Source organism: Rhizobium oryzihabitans, from assembly GCF_010669145.1.
In the GTDB taxonomy this organism is placed as follows: Bacteria; Pseudomonadota; Alphaproteobacteria; order Rhizobiales; family Rhizobiaceae; genus Agrobacterium; species Agrobacterium oryzihabitans.
This window is the reverse complement of record NZ_CP048637.1, coordinates 52340-69365: the sequence shown is the minus strand read 5'-3', so window position 1 is coordinate 69365 and position 17026 is coordinate 52340. Positions and strand designations below refer to the sequence as shown.

The window sequence follows — 17026 nt, the reverse complement described above, 5'->3', positions numbered from 1 at the left end:
CTATTTCTCCTTGAACGACATGACCCGGAATTCGGTGATCACGTCCGCCTGGAACTTTACATAGAGCACCATGTCTTCGTCCGGCACGGGAACATGGTAGACGTCCTGCCAGACGCGATGATCGGCATTGGTCGTCATCGACTTGTAAAACATGCGCCGGTCGATCCCTCCGATCGTTGAAACGATGGCAGAGCGATCATAGCCGAGAGACGCTGCGTCACGAAGGGCCGTTGTCGTGATCGCCAAAGCCTGCACGGATCCGAATGCAGCCTTGATTGCTTCGAGATCGTATGTCGGCCGCATTTTTTCCATTCCTCAATATGCCACCTTAATGGTGGCAATTCAAGATGAGCAAAAGAGGGAAGGGAGGAAAAGGAAAACCCCTCTCGCAGACCGGCCTACGCGGCGACGCTTCGCTCAACCGCCCCCTGCGCAACCCTGCCGTCGTTCTCGCAAGGCTTTGCCCCGCTCGCCCTGACAGCCAGGGCCGCTCGGGCGCAGTTGCGCCGGTGTGCCCGCCCTGCGGTCCGGGAGATGTCTTCGGAAAGAACTGAAGGCATGAAGGACCGGTGAGGTGCCGGTTCCGATATCACGGAAGGAAAAAATCCAATGCAGATCCTCAAGCTTGATCCCCGTGCTCTGAAGGACAATCCCGACGACACCCGCCGCTCGAAATCGTCTCCGCAATCCGATGCGCTGCTGCTGGCGACGGTAAAGGCTGTCGGCATCATCCAGCCTCCGGTCGTCTCGCCGGAAGTCGATGGCGGCAATGGCTATATCATCCAGGCCGGACACCGCCGCGTGAAGCAGGCGATCGTGGCCGGGCTCGAGGAAATCACGGTTCTTGTCGTTGAAGCGGCCAACGACAATGGCGCCATGCGTTCGATGGTGGAGAACATCGCCCGTGAGCCGCTTAATCCTGTCGATCAATGGCGCGGCATCGAGCGCCTCGTTGCACTCGGCTGGACCGAGGAAGCGATCGGCGTCGCGCTCGCATTGCCGGTCCGCCAGATCAGGAAGCTCAGGCTTCTCGCCAATGTGTTGCCCGCCATGCTAGATCAGATGGGGCTGGGCGACATGCCGAACGAGCAGCAGCTCCGGACCATTGCCGCAGCCTCGCTCGACGAGCAGAAAGAGGTCTGGAAGGCCAATAAGCCCAAGAAGTCCGAGCGGGCCGACTGGTACAATATTGCGCGTGCGCTCTCCAAGACCCGCATGTTCGCCAGGGATGCGAGCTTCGGGGACGATCTCGCACAAGCCTATGGGATCGAATGGGTCGAGGACCTGTTCGCGCCTGCCGATCAGGACAGCCGCTATACGACCAATGTCGAAGCATTCCTTGGCGCCCAGCAGGAATGGATGACATCGAACTTGCCGAAGAAGGGCACGATCGTCGACGTCAACAACTGGGGCCAGCCGGAACTGCCGAAGAAGGCGGAGCGCGTCTACGGCAAGCCGTCGAAGTCCGATCATGTCGCCATGTATCTCGACCGGGACGGCAAGGTGCAGTCGGTCGCTTATCGGATGCCCGAGGAGAAGAAGAGGGCGAAGGGCAATTCGTCTAGGGGCTCTGTGGTCATTTCTACATTAATACACGCTAAGGGCATTTTGCAGGTGACGGGAAACACATGATTTCCGCTCACCGTGATCGCGGGGCAAACTGGCCACGCAATAGGGCCATTTTTTGCGCGACAAACCCTGTCGGAATGTTAGGCTGTGCGGCAACACCTGATTTGAGGTTTGTCGCACATGTTGATCGGTTACATGCGGGTATCGAGTAGTGACGAGCGCCAGTCGGTTGCCTTGCAGCGCGATGCCCTGCTCGCGGCCGGGGTCGATGAGCGCCATCTCCATCAGGATCGCGCTTCCGGAGCGCGTGATGACCGGCCGGGTCTGAAGGCATGCCTCGGCGAATTGCGCGAAGGCGATGTCCTGGTCGTCTGGAAGATAGATCGGTTAGGCCGGTCACTCTCCCACTTGATCCGTATCGTCGAGGATTTGAAGGAACGTGGTGTCGCCTTCCGATCTCTCACGGAGGCGATCGACACCACGAATTCGCACGGCGCGTTTCTGTTCAACCTGTTCGGCTCGCTTGCAGAATACGAGAGAGTGCTGATCACCGAGCGGGTCAATGCCGGCCTGGCGGCGGCTCGCCGACGTGGCCGTAAGGGCGGGAGACCTCCAACGATCGATGCGGAAAAGGTCGAGCAGGTTCTAGCTGCTTTGGAAGCTGGCGCCAGCAAGGCGTCCGTGTGCCGGACGTTCAAGGTGGCGCGCTCGACCTTGATCGACACGTTGAAGCGGACTGGATGGACAGGCCCCGGCAAGACCGGCACGCCCGAAACCGTAGTTTGACGAGTGACCGTGGCTGATGGCGTTTCTCGATGAGCAATCGCGTGCCGTTTTATTCGAACCACCCGAAGCTTATGAAGATGCGCAAGCGCGCTATGCACTGACTTCCGAGGATATTGTCTTCGTCAAGGAACATCGCCGGTCGCATAATCGGCTTGGCTTTGCGATCCAACTCGCACTGGTGCGTGATCTGGGCCGTCTGCTGCGAATAGGCGAAGTTCCACCTCAGGCGGTTGTCTCTGTTGTCGCCGACCAGCTGGGCATCGACCCTGCAGTGTTCGAGTTCTACGCCCAGCGCGACGAAACGCGCCGGGAACACGCGCGCGAGATCGTCTCTGCACTGGAGCTTCAGCCTGTCCGGACGAGTGACTATCGCGAGTTGATAACGGCGGCGGCACGCGAGGCGGCGGCCACTGAACAAGGTGCGCCGATCGCCAAGGCCGTGATCGAAGCCTTGAAGGAACGAAAGTTGCTCGTTCCTATGCCGGAGCTGCTGATCCGTCTGGCACTGGCCGGCCGGGCGGCGGCGCGTCGACAAGCCTATCGCGAATTGATCCGGGATCTGGAGCAGCCTTCGATCGAGGCGCTTGATCAGCTCCTCGCTGAGCGGGCCGGCGATCGGAGCCACCTTGGCTGGATTGCGGAAGCACCTGAAGGGGCGAAGCTGAAGAACCTCAAAGGCTTGATCGCCCGCCTCGAGGTATTGCGCTCAGCCGCCATTCCCGACGACCGTCGCAAGACGATCCATGCCAATCGCTACGGCATCATCGCCAGGGATGCACGCATTCTGCATGCCCGGGAGATACGACGCCTGACATCCGAACGTCGCTACGCCACGCTGGCCGCCTTCGTCATCGAGAGACAGGCGTCGATCACCGACCTGACGATCGACATGTTCTGCAAAATGATTGGGAGCAACCGCCGCAAGGCCGAGATCAGCCGCACGGAACGCCGGCTAAAAGAGGCCGAGGTTCTTGATGGGGTGGCGCTTGAGCATCTCAAGCTCGGCGAGGCGCTTCTGGCCGCTCGTGCGAGCAAAACCGATCTTGCATCGGCGATCGCAGCCTCCCTCGGCTGGGACGGATTGGTCGCCAGCATGGCGGCAGCCAGATCTGTCGTCCACCCTGATCGCAGTAACGAATTCGACGAGCTCATCAAGCGGCACAAATCGTTGCGCAAGCTGGGCAGACTGATGTTCCGCACGTTCTCGTTCCGGTCGTTTCGTGCTGATGATCCGATCCTTGTAGCAGTGGACCATCTGCGCGCGCTCTATGGCGGCCGGAAATTGCCGGCGCAGGTGCCGCTCGCCTTTCTGACCCGCAAATGGCGACGCTGCGTGCGCCCGAACAGTGCCGATATCGACCTGCGCGCCTGGGAAGTGGCGGTCCTCGTTCACCTGCGAGAGCGTCTGAGGGCCGGTGACATCTGGGTCGAAGGCAGCCGGGCATGGCGCAGTTTCGAGGATTATCTTCTGCCTCGGCCGATCTTCGAGCTGATGCGCGCCGAGGGGCGGCTCGGGCTCGCACTCCCCGACAGCTTTGCCGAATGGCGAGCAGAACGGACCGCCACGCTCGATGCGAAGCTGAAAGAGCTGGCAAAGGCGGCGGCTGCCAATGCTATTCCGGATGCAGCGATTTCCGACAAGGGCCTGTCGCTCTCGCCGATCCGCGAGGAGGAGCGCGACAGCATCGTCGCGCTCAGCCGCCGACTATATGTTCTGGTGCCACGGATCAGGATCACCAGCCTGCTTGCCGAGGTGCAAAGCTGGACCAAATTCCTCGACAGCTTCACGCATTATCGTACCGGTGAGACGGCAAACGACGAGGCAGCGCTGATGGCAGCGATCCTTGCCGACGCCACCAATGCCGGAGCCGAACGTATGGCGGAAAGCTCACGCGGCGTCACGATCCACCAGATGATGCTGATGGTGGACAGGCATATGCGATCGGAAACCTACGCCACGGCGACCGCCGTGCTGGTCGATGCGCAGCAGGCCCATCCCTTTGCCGCGATCTGGGGTGACGGCCATATCTCCTCCTCGGACGGACAGTTCTTTCCGGCTGGCGGGCGTGGCGAAGCCAGCCTCGACTACAATGCAAAATACGGCAAGCGACCGGGGGCGTCGATCTATGGCTTCCTGTCCAACCGTTTTGCTTCCTTCTTCTCCCGCATGATCCAGGCATCCGAGGGCGAAGCCCCTACGTTCTCGACGGCCTCCTTCACAACGAAAGCTCCGTCGAAATCTATGAGCACGCAACCGATACCGCTGGCGCCACCGAAACGACGTTCTCCATGTTCCACGCCTTTGGCTACAGGCTCATTCCCCGTATCCGCAATCTCGGCAATCGCAGGCTCTTTGTCATTGATCGCGATCCGGCTTACGAACCGCTCGACGCGCTGATCGCTGGAACCGTCAACATGGATGTCGTCGAGCACCACTGGGATGAGGTCTTGCGGCTGAAGGCTTCGATCGCTGCAGGTTTGGTGCCGCCTTCCGTCATCCTCAAGAAGCTGGCAGCGTCGCCGCGACAAAACCGGCTGAACCAGGCCCTGCGCGAAATGGGCCGGATAGAACGCTCGATCTTCATCTGCGACTGGCTGCTCGATACGAAACTGCGCCGCAGATCGCATGCGATCCTCAACAAGGGTGAAAGCCGTCATGCTCTCGCACGCGCCATCTTCCTCCACCAGCTCGGCGAATTGCGCAACCGCGTCGCCGAAACCATGGCTTACCGCGCGTCCGGTCTTAACCTCGTCGTCAACGCCATCATCCTGTGGAACACTGTCTATCTCAGCCGTGCTGTCGATTATATCAGCAGTCAGGGTATTATCATTCCGGACGAGCTGCTCTCCCAGGTCGCACCACTACCATGGGCGCATATCGCGCTCACCGGCGACTACCTCTGGAACGAAATTGACCGACCCCTCGAACGCTTCAGGCCAATCCGGGCTAACCGCTTCAATCCAAACAACTTCAAATTCCCTTAGCGTGTATTAATGTAGAAATGCCCACGGAGCCCCTACAGGGGCGGAACACGCTGTCCACAAATTATCTTGACAGGCTTATGAACAGAGGCGATATTTTGGACAGCCTATTCGGACAAAATTGCCCTCATGCCGCGCACCTTTGCCTATGTCCGCGTCTCCACGACAGGACAGACCACCGAAAACCAGCTTCAGGAAATCGGAGTCGCCGGCTTCCAGGTCGAACCGCGCCGGATTGTCACCGAGACGGTTTCCGGCAGCACCGCCATCGCGCAGCGCCGCGGCTTTTCCCGGCTCATGGACAAGCTGGAGTCCGGCGACATTCTGATCGTGACAAAGCTCGACCGCCTCGGCCGTGATGCGATCGACGTCAGCACCACCGTCAGGACGCTGGCCGAAATGGGTGTGCGCGTCTATTGCCTCGCGCTCGGCGGAGCCGACCTCACCAGCTCGTCCGGCACTATGACCATGAACGTGCTCAATGCCGTTGCGCAGTTCGAGCGGGATTTGCTGATCGAGCGGACACAATCCGGTCTCAAGCGCGCCAAGTCGGAAGGCAAGACCCTCGGCCGGCCCTTCACGCTCAACGATGAACAGAAGCAGGGTGTCCGCAACGATCTCGCGATGGGCATGAGCGTTTCGGCGATCGCCAGAAAATTCGCGACCAGCCGGCAGACCATTATGCGGGTTCGCGACGAGGGTTCACGCTCCGTTCGACCTTAGCGCAGGATTTTGAACAGACCTTGTTCCGACCCCATCTTGGAGAGGGCAGGGCACATCAATTCGGCAGGTGGATATCTCCGCGATCTCACGCGCCGAGCGCGGGCAGGGGAGTTCGGGCTGGGACCGATGCTAATGTCACTGATGCGTGCCAATGCGAACGGCGATCGGAAAACGGGGTGATGGGTTATACGAGGTACCAGGTAGAGGCATGATCGTACGGCAGTGGCGCCGCATTTCATACAGCACTCGTTCCACGGTTTATAGCTGGCGCGCCCTCCCATGAGAGAGCATCACCGAACTAGAGCAGCCTGGCTGCTCTGCCACTCCGTCTCGTTGCGCTATTGTAGTATTCGGATGCTTGCTGAACCGATCGATGCCGGGATTGCTCCATGGCTTCTGGAAGCGGAATGCCGCGATTGGCTGCCTCGGTCAGGTAGCCGGAGCGCAGGCCATGGGCGGAAAACTCCGCCGGGTCCAGCCCTGCCATGAAGGCGCGCTGCTTGACGATATCGTTGATGGCTTTCGGATCCAGCGCGCGCTTTGAGACATTGCCCCAGCGATCGATCGCCCGGAACACACTGCCGCTTTCGATCCTGCCGGCCTCGAGCCAGCCATTCAGCGCATCGACGGGCCGGCCGGTGAGGTAGACAACCTCTTCGTTGTCGGCGCCGCTGGTCTTGGTGCGGCTGAGTTGAATGGACAGCGAGGGCAGGGGAGCTGATCCTTCAACCGGGATAGGTGCTTCCATGACCAACTGCTCCTTACGCAGCCCCGCCACTTCGCTGCGGCGCCTCCCACCGGAGGCAAAGGCAACCATCAGGATCGCCTTGTCCCTGACATCGCGCAGGCTGCCGGCCCGGCAGGTGCCAATCAGCTTCGACAGGACATCGCCTGTCACGGCCTTGACGCTCTTGCGCCGCTTCGGGCGTGGCGTTGCACGCACCGCCAGCCGGATGGCCGACTTGAGGGCAGGGGAGGTGAAGGCACCTTGCAGTCCGCGCCATTTGGTCAGCGTCGACCAGGTTGCCAGACGTCGGCGCACGGTGTCGGGTGCATGGGGGCCTGAAGAACGGAGAAACCCTTGGAGGCGAAGCTTGTCCTCGACCTCGGCCGGCATGCCATGATCCGGATCCGTCAGACGCTTTTCCGGATCCCAGAGGTGATGAGCGACAAACTTCAGCAGCAGCGCTTCCGGCGCGGGCCAGGCGAGTGATCGTCCTGATGCCGCCAGCGACCAGGCCTGCAGGTAGGCGAGATCGGAGGTGAGCGCGCGCAGTGTATTTGCGCCCATGCCTTCGTTGACGAGATGACGGAGCGTCTCGACATCCTGGTCCGTCAGGAGCTCAGCCAATTCGTCACGGCGTTCCATTGGGAGTACGGCAGCGATGGTATCGAGTTCTTCCACACGTCGCGTAACCACATCGTCGGTCGATTTGGATGTTAGTGGCTTTCGCGTCATCGTATTCCGTCACTTTCAGGAGCACATTTGCAAAAGTTCCGGAAAGCCCGTATATTCCGGAACAAAGGAGATCTGCCATGACGTCGATTGTGACAGCAGCTGCGGTTTCGAAGAATTTCGGCGCCTACCAGGATGCGGCCGTGCGAGAGCCGGTCATCATCACCAAGAACGGCCGGCCGCGTACAGTGCTCATGGCCTATGAAGATTATCTGCGCCTCGCCAAGCGCGATCGGCGGGTCGATCTGACGGCTGCGATCACTGACGACGAGCTTGCGGCGATCGAGGCTTCGACGATGGAGCCGGGCCTGGATCATCTCAATGCCGAACTGCTGATGGACAAGAATGCTGCCGACTGAACCGAAGGTCGGCTGGGTCTTTCGCTATTCCTATCTCTGGCATTGGCAGCATCTGGACGGACGGGAAGAGGGTGACAAGGACCGCCCCGCTCTGGTGCTGGCCATTGTTGCGACGCTTGAGGACGGGACGCCTGCAGTACGTGTCCTGCCGATCACGCATTCCCCACCGTCCGATCCCGACGAAGCCATCGAAATCCCGCCGGCCACCAAGCGCCGCCTGGGTCTCGACGACGAACGGTCGTGGATCGTGTTGACTGAAAGCAATCGTTTCGTCTGGCCGGGGCCCGACGTTCGGCCTGTCGATAGCGAGAGCGGGTATCACGGGCCGCTACCTCCGGCACTCTTTGAAGAGGTGAAGCGCCGGTTCGTTGAGCTCGCGAGAAGCCAGCGGCACAAGGCGACCATGCGCAGCGATTGAGCTGCTCTTCATCCTGTTGTTCGTCATCAAGATCTACGCATCCCGCTGTGATCTTCGCCGTGATTTGGCACGACTTTACGCCTTCAACAGTGCGAAATCAATCACCACCGATAAGGGTTACTTATCGGAGGTCATAGACCATCGGCATAGCTGTGAGGAGTACAGAACGCTATTGCGGATATAGCTTTCGCTTAACAAATCATTTACCATAAATTCAATGTCTTACGATCTCGCCAAATTGCCCATCCACAGCCTGCTGCGGCCGATCTCCGAGGCCGCTGTTGCTCTTGCCCGTCTCGACGAGCGCATTGCCCGCTCCCCCGTCGGCGAGGGCTTTCTCGAGCGGTCGCATTTCCTCGACGCGCATGCCTCGCTCTGGGTCGACGGTGAACTCGTTCATCTCGAAGACCTCGTCCTGCATGACGCGCTCCGGGATATCCGTGCTCCCACCCATGAACTCACCATTGCCCGCGACATCCTGAAAACTCGCCGTCGCATCGCCGCCCATCCCCCCGCCTGGGCCCTCTCTGATCAAGGCCTCGCCTCCCTCCGCGGCCGGTCGTGGGCCGGAGCATCATTGGGTGGAGACAGGGAGGGGGTGCGGGATGGCAGTGTTGAGGTGAGCGACGCTCCGGCCGAGATAGGGGATGCGGAAGATCCCGAGATTGATGGTCTGGGTGATGCGTTTGCAGCGATCGATGCAGTACTCGCCCGATCCGGGGTCGCGATCGAAGAGGCGAAGAAGCCGGGGAGCGCCAAAAACGCTCCGGAAAAGGATCCGTTCGTTTATGACCTCGACTGGGATGAGGACGAGCGGCTGGAGGAGTGGCGGGCCGTGCTCGCGCGTGCCCAGGACTTGCCGCCGGTCCTGCAGGCAATCGTGGCGCTGGATGCCTGGAACCAGATCGCTGTCCTCCAGCATGCGCCTTGGCTCGGGCGTTTGCTCGCCGCCTCGGTCCTGCGCGAGGGCGGCGTTACCACTGGCGGTCATCACGCAGCGATCAATCTCGGGCTCAAGGCCATTCCGGTCGAGCGGCGCCGGCATCGTGACCGTGAGACGCGGTTGCTGGCGATAGCAAGGGCGCTGACAATCTCCGCCGAGACGGGGCTCAAGGAGCATGACCGGTTGGTGCTGGCGCGGCAGATGATGATGCGCAAGCTGGAGGGACGGCGAACGTCGTCCAGGCTGCCGGAGCTGGTCGAGTTGGTCATGGCGCGGCCGTTGATCTCGGCCGGGATGGTGGCGAAGACGCTTGAGGTCACGCCTCAAGGAGCGAGGCGCATCGTGCAGGAGCTCGGTCTTCGCGAGATGACGGGCAGGGGAAGGTTTCGGGCGTGGGGGATTTTATGAGTTCTGACCGGCAGACATAAAAAGGTTATGCTAACTTCGGGGCGGGGCCGCTAGACCGTCACTTAGTTCCGCGGAACGGTATAGTAAGGGATTGGTTGTTAACCTTGGGGGAATTGCGTTGCAAATTGCGCTGCAGCTGATAGTCCAAAAGCAGAACGAAACGGCAGATTACGATGACCACCGCTCGCCACATTGTGACTCTTCTGAAAAGCCACATCGCCGGCGATGAGGACCGTTTCCTGTCGACGGCTCTCCAGTTGGCCGCCCATGAGGCGCGGCAGGGGCATGGTAAGCTGGCGCAGGAGGTTAAAGATCTCGTTGATACAGCAAAGACGCGCCAGCCGAGCATGCGCCGGGCGGGCGGGGCGATCGTACTTGTGCAGCCGAAGGGTGAACTCGCCGGTCTGCTGAGTGCCCGTTACCCCGACATCCGCCTAACAGACATGGTTCTGGCACAACCCCTTCGCCAACGTCTCGATCGTATTTTAGCCGAGCAGCGGCAGCAGGCGAGCCTCCAAAGCCACGGACTTCAGCCGCGCCGCAAGATCTTGCTCGTCGGTCCGCCGGGCGCCGGCAAGACGATGACGGCGAGCGCCTTGGCGGGAGAACTGCATCTTCCCTTGTTCACCATTCTCTTGGACGGCCTCATCACAAAGTTTATGGCGAGACCGCGTCGAAGTTGCGCTTGGTTTTCGATGCCATGACCGCGACCCGCGGCGTGTATCTCTTTGATGAGTTTGATGCGATCGGAGCGAAGAGGGGAGACCGGCAGGACGTCGGAGAAATCCGGCGTGTGCTCAATTCCTTCCTTCAATTCGTAGAACAGGATGAAAGCCAGGCCTTAATCGTCGCTGCGACGAACCATCCCGAACTACTGGACCGGGCGCTTTTGCGTCGTTTCGACGACGTTATCGAATACACGCTTCCGGATGTGTCACTCATCGAAGCGATCCTTCGTAACAGGCTTGATCGCTTCGCAACACCCGAACTGTCGTGGGTAGATGTCGCGAACGCGGCACACGGCCTTTCGCCGGCAGATATTACTCGTGTGGCTGACGACGCCGCCAAGTCCGTCATTCTGGATAATTCGGGCACGGTCACTGCTGCAAGCATATTTGACGCGCTTGCCGAGCGCCGCTTGGCTGCCCAAGCTATGGATGCGAGCAACAGGCCATAATGGCAACCGGACCACGCGATCGCCCGCATTTCCTGCTGAGAGATAACGGCGCGGCAGAGCCATACCGGCGCCCAAACCGGAAAATTGACCCACCGGCGCTACCTCAACGCAATAGGCAGGCTCATGCCCAGGCGCTGGCGTTGGCAGTCGGAGGAGCTGTCGCGGCGGCAGAGCAGCAGCTTGCCGAAACCGGGGTAACAGCCTTTGAGACGCGCGGTTTCTATCTCGAGTTCGATCTTCCTGCCTCCGAGGGGCCGCAATCGACCAGCTCGCGAACAGACAACAAAAAATGGAGGTTGTCGCAGTCCGCGAGCCGGAAGGCGACGGCGGTATCGTCAAGGCCTCGGTATTTGTGCCCGAGCGTGCAAAAAACTACTTCCTAAACAAGATTGAGCAGTATCGATCGACGGACACCGACAAAGGGCGTCCTCGAAATGAGCCTCTAATTTCAAGGATCGAAACCGCACAGCTGGCATCCGCGCGTTCTCTCTTCACGGATGACGCAGCGCTGTTTCCACCCGACCAGCAACTCGCGGTGTGGTGGGAAATCTGGTTGCGCGAAGGCAGGCGTGAGAAGTTTGAAGCCATAGCGGCCGCTTTGGAAATAGAGCTGCGCCAGCACGCCATCCGGTTCCCCGAGCGCGAAGTCGTCTTGGCGTTGGCAAGCACCGTGACCATGGATCGCGTCGTTGCTCGCAGCGATACCATCGCTGAGTTGCGCCGGGCAAAAGATACGCCAGCGTTTTTCACAGGTCTTGGAGGTGCAGAACAAAGAGCTTGGACAGACGATCTCGCTGGTCGCGTTCAGGTCTCGCAGACTGCCGGTGACGTTGCTATATGCCTTTTGGACAGCGGGGTCCGCCGCACTCATCCTTTGATCGAGCCGGTGTTGTCGATCGATGATTGGCATACGATCAATCCGGCTTGGGGCGCCGACGACACGCCAGCTTGGCAGGGTCACGGCACGCGAATGGCCGGAGTAGCACTTTATAACGATCTGATTGATCCGCTTGCTTCTGAGGACGCTGTCGAACTGCAATATCGGCTGGAAAGTGTTAGAATTCTGCCACCTGGCGACGCGGATGAAAACCGACCTGATCTCTACGGCGCGATTACCGGTGAGGCGATTGCTCGAGCCGAGATTCAGGCGCCGCACAGAAGTCGGGTCGTAGCGACTGCTATAACAAGCACGGCTCCTTCGCGGGGCGAGCCTCATCCTGGTCTGCTTCGATCGACCAACTCTGCTTCGAGACGGATGCGCAGCGGTTGATCCTGATAGCTGCTGGAAACATACGGGTTGACTTAAGCCCTGCGGATCACCTGGTTCGCAACGATATCGAACCGCTAGATGATCCAGCGCAAGCTTGGAACGCAATCACCGTCGGGGCTTTCACCAACAAAGTTGACGTTATCGATGCGCCTTTTGCCGGCTACGCCCGATCGCGCCCGCTGGAGAACTGTCTCCGGCGAGCAGGACCTCCGTCACCTGGGATCGTCAGTGGCCGGTCAAGCCGGACATCGTCATGGAGGGCGGGAACCTGGCGCATGACGGCGTCAATCCTGGTGAGCCGATTGATGACCTGCGCATTCTGACGACGCACTTCCGGCCCGAAAACCGCTACTTCTCTACGATTGGCGACACCAGTTCCGCAACCGCGCAAGCTGCCAAGCTCGCGGCAGAGATCATGGTCAGCCGGCCGGGGCTCTGGCCCGAGACTGTCCGTGCTTTATTGGTTCATTCTGCCGAATGGACACCTGCGATGGCCGCCCGCGTCACGGCCTGCCACGGCAACAAAACGCAATTGCAATCGATTTTGCGCCGCTACGGTTACGGCGTGCCAAATCTCGGCAGAGCGCTGCTTTCCGCCAATAACGATCTGACTTTGATGATCGAGGACGACATTCGACCCTTCCAGCGAGAAGGGAGCGGATCAGTCAAAATGAGAGATATGAAGCTTCATCTGCTTCCTTGGCCGAAGGACAATCTGCTGGCCTTGGGCGCTGAGCCTGTCGAGGTCCGGGTCACGCTGTCCTATTTCATCGAGCCGAACCCCGGCGAGCGAGGCTGGACTAGGCGTCACAGATACGCTTCTCACGGATTGCGCTTCCAGATGAAAACAGCCACGGAATCCGTCGACGAGTTCCGTGCCCGCATCAACCAGGCTGCCCGAAACGAGGAAGAAGGTACACCCGTCAACGTCGGCGAAAGCTGGTTATTGGGTACATTCCGCGACAGCGGATCGCTGCATTCGGATTTCTGGCGGGAACGGCGGCTGATCTTGCCGAGCGTGACGCCATCGGTATTTATCCAGTTGGCGGTTGGTGGAAGGAAAAGCCGTATCTGGACCGATACAACGAGAAGGCGCGCTATTCGCTGATCGTGACCATTCGCGCGCCTGGTGCCGCGGTTGATCTTTATGCGGCGGTCGAGACGATTCTGAAGACAGAGATCGTCGCACAGGTGTAGGATTCCTTTGATTAATTGGCGGCCGGCCACAATAGGCCCGCACTCCTTCCGATTTGGTGCGAGACTTGTCCAAGTGTTTGGACGAGATGGTCGGTAGGCTCTGGTGATAATAGGGGCGATGGTTCGTATCCCTTCAAGGCGTTTAAATCTAACGGCCCAAGGCGGCAGTGTGGCGATCAATGGTTTAAGTGCGGACTCGCGCGCTGGATGCTATCGGTCGCGGTTTCCGGATTTTTGCCGGCGGTTCTCTAAATTGCGTGTTGGCGTCAAGCGTCTTCCCAACGCCGAATCGGCGGTGTCTGGATTCCGCCCATGCAGTCATTGATGACGTCATCTACTTTGTAAGAACAAACACTCCGCCGATTTCAGAACGTTTGTATTCGTCTTACAAATAGTATACCCCCTATAATATATGAAATGGAGTTTAGGCTATGAGTTCATCTCAAGGGCATGCGCACGACCATCCCCATCCGCACGATCACAGCCATGGTCGTGCGCTCAACGCCGCCCATGAACATTTCTTCCTTGGCGACAACCACCTGCGGAACGAACGCCGCACGTGGCTAGTGATTGGTATCACCGCCACCATGATGGTGGTGGAGATCGTCGCCGGAAACATGTTCGGGTCTATGGCTTTGACGGCAGATGGCTGGCATATGTCCACGCACGCTGCGGCCATGCTCATCGCGGCATTGGCCTATCTCTATGCTCGCAAGCACGCCAGCAACCGCCGCTTCTCATTCGGCACTGGCAAGCTCGGCGACCTTGCAGGATTCGCCAGCGCCGTGATCCTGGCGCTAATCGCGGTGCTTATCGGCTGGGAAAGTTTTCTGCGCTTCCAGTCGCCTGTAGCGATCAATTTCAGGGAAGCCATCATCGTGGCGGTGGTCGGATTGATCGTAAACCTTGTCTGCGCATGGCTCCTCAAGGATGATCACCATCACGGAAACGATCATGGCCATGCTCACGGACACGGGCACAATGCAGGCCAGGATCAGAACCTTCGCGCCGCCTACATCCACGTACTGGCTGATGCGCTGACCTCCGTTCTGGCGATCGGCGCGCTGGTTCTCGGAAGCCTCTATGACTGGCTCTGGCTTGATCCAGCTATTGGTATCGTCGGCGCTATTGTGATCGCTCGCTGGTCCTGGGATTAATCCGAGATACGGGCGGCGTCCTGCTCGACTACGTTCCTGAAGGCGAAGACCTCCCCGAGGAAATACAGGAAATCCTCGTCAAGGAAGGCGCGGAAATCGTCGATCTCCACATCTGGCAACTCGGGCCCGGCCACCACGGAGCCATCGTTTCTATCGTCGTCAATGATCCGCATGCGCCGTCCTACTACCGCGCAAAGCTTGCGGCCATTCACGATCTGTCGCATGTGACGGTGGAGGTCGAAACCCGCGCGGCTTGACAAAAACGTCTATACCGAAGGAGCATTCCTATGAGCCATACCATCCGCGAAAAGCAAAAGCTGATCAACCGCGTACGTCGTATTCGCGGGCAGATGGAAGGTGTCGAGCGGATGCTTGAGGAGGAAAAGGGTTGCGTCGAAGTCATGCAAACGATCGCGGGTGCGCGTGGTGCCATCAACGGTCTAATGGGCGAAGTCATCGAAGATCATATCCGCATGCACTTGGCCGCCGAAAGTCTGAGTCAGAAAGAGCGTGAAGAAGGCGCGGCCGAACTGATCGATGTCATTCGCGCTTATCTCAAATAAGGTTCATGATGAATAATAAGTCGCCTTGCACCGATCTGTGCCGCTTCGATCCGCGCAATAAATGGTGCTTGGGCTGCGGCCGGACGGCGGATGAAATCAAGGCGTGGCGCAAAATGTCGCCCTATCACCGGACAAATTTGTCGACTGAATTGAAACGCCGCATGAAGCGATTAAAGGATGGCGAGGACGGCGCTGCGACCGCATCCGCTTGCTTGTAGAATTTTACAACTAACAAAGGCCGGTTATTGCGCAAACCAGCCGAACGCGGACGTCCATCATTGATCTTTTCGATTGATGTCGATCAATTTTTGTTTGTGATCAAAGCATAGTGTGGGGCTTGTGGTCTCCTAAACATGGCTGCGCCATGGAGGACGAGTGATGCTCGGATACAAGGTCTCGGCTCAACGGATAGATCCTAGGGAGAGTGTGGCACGCACCGAGACTGCCGAGGTCAGGCTTGCCACGGGACTGTCCGGCGCTGCCGATGCCTTCAATCCGGCCGAACTTCTGCTCGCGTCCATCGCTGCCTGTATGATCAAGGGCATTGAGCGCGTCATTCCTCCCTCGCTTTCTCTATTGATGGTGTCGAGGTGGTCCTTCACGCCGTTCGACAGGATGATCCGCCGCTTATCGTTTCGGTCAAGTACCAACTCGTGGTCGATACCGATGAGACTGACCAACGGCTTGAACTTTTACACAAGAATGTCCGCAAATACGGCACAATCTCCAACACCGTCCCTCTTGCAGCCCGCTTAGATGGTGTAATCTGGAGGAAGTCATGAGGGCCTTCATCGCGAAACGCATCTCGTTTCCCGGATCGGGTGGCTGCGAGCCGCCGTTCTCGGTGCAAATGACGGTATCGTATCCACTGCGAGCTTAATCGTCGGCGTTGCAGCCTCCGCGGCGGGCAGCTCGGAGATCTTGATCGCCGGCGTCGCCGGCCTCGTGGCTGGTGCGATGTCGATGGCGGCTGGAGAATATGTCTCGGTCAGCTCGCAGGCGGATACCGAACAGGCTGATCTCGCCCGCGAACGGCTTGAGCTTGACGGCCAGCCCGATCTTGAGCGCGAGGAACTCGCACAGCTTTACACCAGGCGCGGCGTCGAGATTGATCTGGCCCGACAGGTAGCAGTGCAACTAATGCAGAAGGATGCGCTTGAGGCGCATGCCCGCGAAGAACTTGGCATCTCCGAAATCACTACCGCCCGACCGATCGTTGCCGCGCTGACGTCGGCTCTGACGTTCGCGGTTGGCGCGATAATGCCACTCGCAATGGTATGGGTGGCGCCACCGAACCAACTGGTGATGCTGGTCTCTGTAGCCTCGCTTATGTTCCTCGCCCTGCTCGGCGCGATTGGTGCCAAGGCAGGCGGTGCAAATGTGCTGAGGGCCACGGTACGCGTAACCTTCTGGGGCGCCTTTGCGATGGCGCTGACAGCAGGCATAGGCGCCTTGGTGGGAACAGCCGTCTAGGTGTGCGGAATATTGATCAAGTGTTACTGTGTGGTCCTCACACCGGCGGATTAATCGGCAGGAGCCGATTTATATGGAGGAAGAACATGACCTACACTCTCGATAAGACGACCAACGGAATACCATTTGATCAGGTGGTCGCAGCCACGAAGGCGGCTCTCGCGAGCAACGGGTTCGGTGTCCTCACTGAAATCGACGTACGAGCGACCATGAATAAGAAACTCGACGTCGATATACCGGACTATCTCATCCTGGGTGCGTGCAACCCGAAGATGGCCCTCGAGGCGATGAAGATCGAGCCGAAGGTCGGCGCGATGCTGCCTTGCAACGTGATCGTACGATCGCTGGAGGGGGCGCCATCATGGTCAGCGCCATCGACCCGTGGCCTCGATGCAGGCTATCGAAAACCAGCAACTGAAGACGGTCGCGGCGCACGTGCGGTCTTTGCTTGAACAGGCGATTGCGAGCGTCTGAGGACGTTGGTGGTCAATACGGTCGCCGTTGACAAGGCAAGCATGCGATGCTCCCCTAACATTCGTCAGCGA

Annotated in this window: 11 protein-coding genes and 7 pseudogenes; 16 read left to right on the top strand and 2 right to left on the bottom strand. The window is 59.3% G+C overall.

The genetic code is table 11. The features are described 5' to 3' along the window. On the bottom strand, window positions 1-312 hold the full coding sequence (locus G3A56_RS26030) for a type II toxin-antitoxin system MqsR family toxin (RefSeq protein WP_164056910.1): 312 nt from the start codon (window positions 310-312) through the stop codon (window positions 1-3). A 297-nt stretch (window positions 313-609) separates the two neighbouring features. Between G3A56_RS26030 and G3A56_RS26025 the strand changes: the two are divergent. The 5 genes and pseudogenes from G3A56_RS26025 to repC all read left to right on the top strand — a co-directional run. After that, window positions 610-1563: pseudogene (locus G3A56_RS26025) on the top strand (ParB N-terminal domain-containing protein); the annotation flags it as partial. 186 nt (window positions 1564-1749) lie between these two features. Continuing rightward, a complete protein-coding gene (locus G3A56_RS26020; protein WP_003501158.1) occupies window positions 1750-2355 on the top strand; it encodes a recombinase family protein in 606 nt (201 codons plus the stop codon). A 16-nt stretch (window positions 2356-2371) separates the two neighbouring features. Beyond that, window positions 2372-5340: pseudogene (locus G3A56_RS26015) on the top strand (Tn3 family transposase). Window positions 5341-5466: 126 nt separating this feature from the next. Continuing rightward, a complete protein-coding gene (locus G3A56_RS26010; RefSeq protein ID WP_164056909.1) occupies window positions 5467-6060 on the top strand; it encodes a recombinase family protein in 594 nt (197 codons plus the stop codon). 33 nt (window positions 6061-6093) lie between these two features. Next, window positions 6094-6240, top strand: a pseudogene (gene repC / locus G3A56_RS26005) (replication initiation protein RepC); the annotation flags it as partial. A gap of 118 nt (window positions 6241-6358) precedes the next feature. Here the strand turns inward: repC and G3A56_RS26000 are convergent. Then, complete coding sequence (locus G3A56_RS26000) at window positions 6359-7519, bottom strand: site-specific integrase (protein ID WP_162750716.1); 1161 nt, start codon at window positions 7517-7519, stop codon at window positions 6359-6361. 77 nt (window positions 7520-7596) lie between these two features. Between G3A56_RS26000 and G3A56_RS25995 the strand changes: the two genes are divergently transcribed. The 11 genes and pseudogenes from G3A56_RS25995 (at window position 7597) to G3A56_RS25950 (ending at window position 16933) form a co-directional block, all read left to right on the top strand. Beyond that, a complete protein-coding gene (locus G3A56_RS25995) occupies window positions 7597-7875 on the top strand; it encodes a type II toxin-antitoxin system Phd/YefM family antitoxin (RefSeq protein ID WP_125271659.1) in 279 nt (92 codons plus the stop codon). Then, window positions 7862-8293, top strand: coding sequence for a type II toxin-antitoxin system PemK/MazF family toxin (locus G3A56_RS25990; protein ID WP_164056908.1), 432 nt, complete (start codon window positions 7862-7864; stop codon window positions 8291-8293). The genes G3A56_RS25995 and G3A56_RS25990 overlap by 14 nt, the downstream gene beginning before the upstream one ends. 208 nt (window positions 8294-8501) lie before the next feature. Continuing rightward, complete coding sequence (locus G3A56_RS25985; protein ID WP_165909441.1) at window positions 8502-9644, top strand: RHE_PE00001 family protein; 1143 nt, start codon at window positions 8502-8504, stop codon at window positions 9642-9644. Window positions 9645-9817: 173 nt separating this feature from the next. Next, window positions 9818-10821, top strand: a pseudogene (locus G3A56_RS25980) (AAA family ATPase). 289 nt (window positions 10822-11110) lie between these two features. Then, window positions 11111-13199 (top strand): annotated as a pseudogene (locus G3A56_RS25975) (S8 family peptidase). Window positions 13200-13719: 520 nt separating this feature from the next. Next, window positions 13720-14702: pseudogene (gene dmeF / locus G3A56_RS25970) on the top strand (CDF family Co(II)/Ni(II) efflux transporter DmeF). A 30-nt stretch (window positions 14703-14732) separates the two neighbouring features. Then, window positions 14733-15008: a metal/formaldehyde-sensitive transcriptional repressor gene (locus G3A56_RS25965; protein WP_052820499.1), complete on the top strand. Its 276-nt coding sequence runs from the start codon at window positions 14733-14735 to the stop codon at window positions 15006-15008. Window positions 15009-15013: 5 nt separating this feature from the next. After that, window positions 15014-15226 carry a DUF1289 domain-containing protein gene (locus G3A56_RS25960; RefSeq protein ID WP_165909439.1) on the top strand — a complete coding sequence of 71 codons (213 nt, stop codon included), beginning with the start codon at window positions 15014-15016 and terminating at the stop codon, window positions 15224-15226. 160 nt (window positions 15227-15386) lie between these two features. Then, a pseudogene (locus G3A56_RS29120) lies at window positions 15387-15790 on the top strand (OsmC family protein). Between the two features lie 34 nt (window positions 15791-15824). Then, window positions 15825-16481, top strand: coding sequence for a VIT1/CCC1 transporter family protein (locus tag G3A56_RS25955; protein ID WP_164056969.1), 657 nt, complete (start codon window positions 15825-15827; stop codon window positions 16479-16481). An 86-nt stretch (window positions 16482-16567) separates the two neighbouring features. Further along, window positions 16568-16933, top strand: coding sequence for a DUF302 domain-containing protein (locus tag G3A56_RS25950; protein ID WP_425503390.1), 366 nt, complete (start codon window positions 16568-16570; stop codon window positions 16931-16933). Window positions 16934-17026 lie beyond the last annotated feature (93 nt).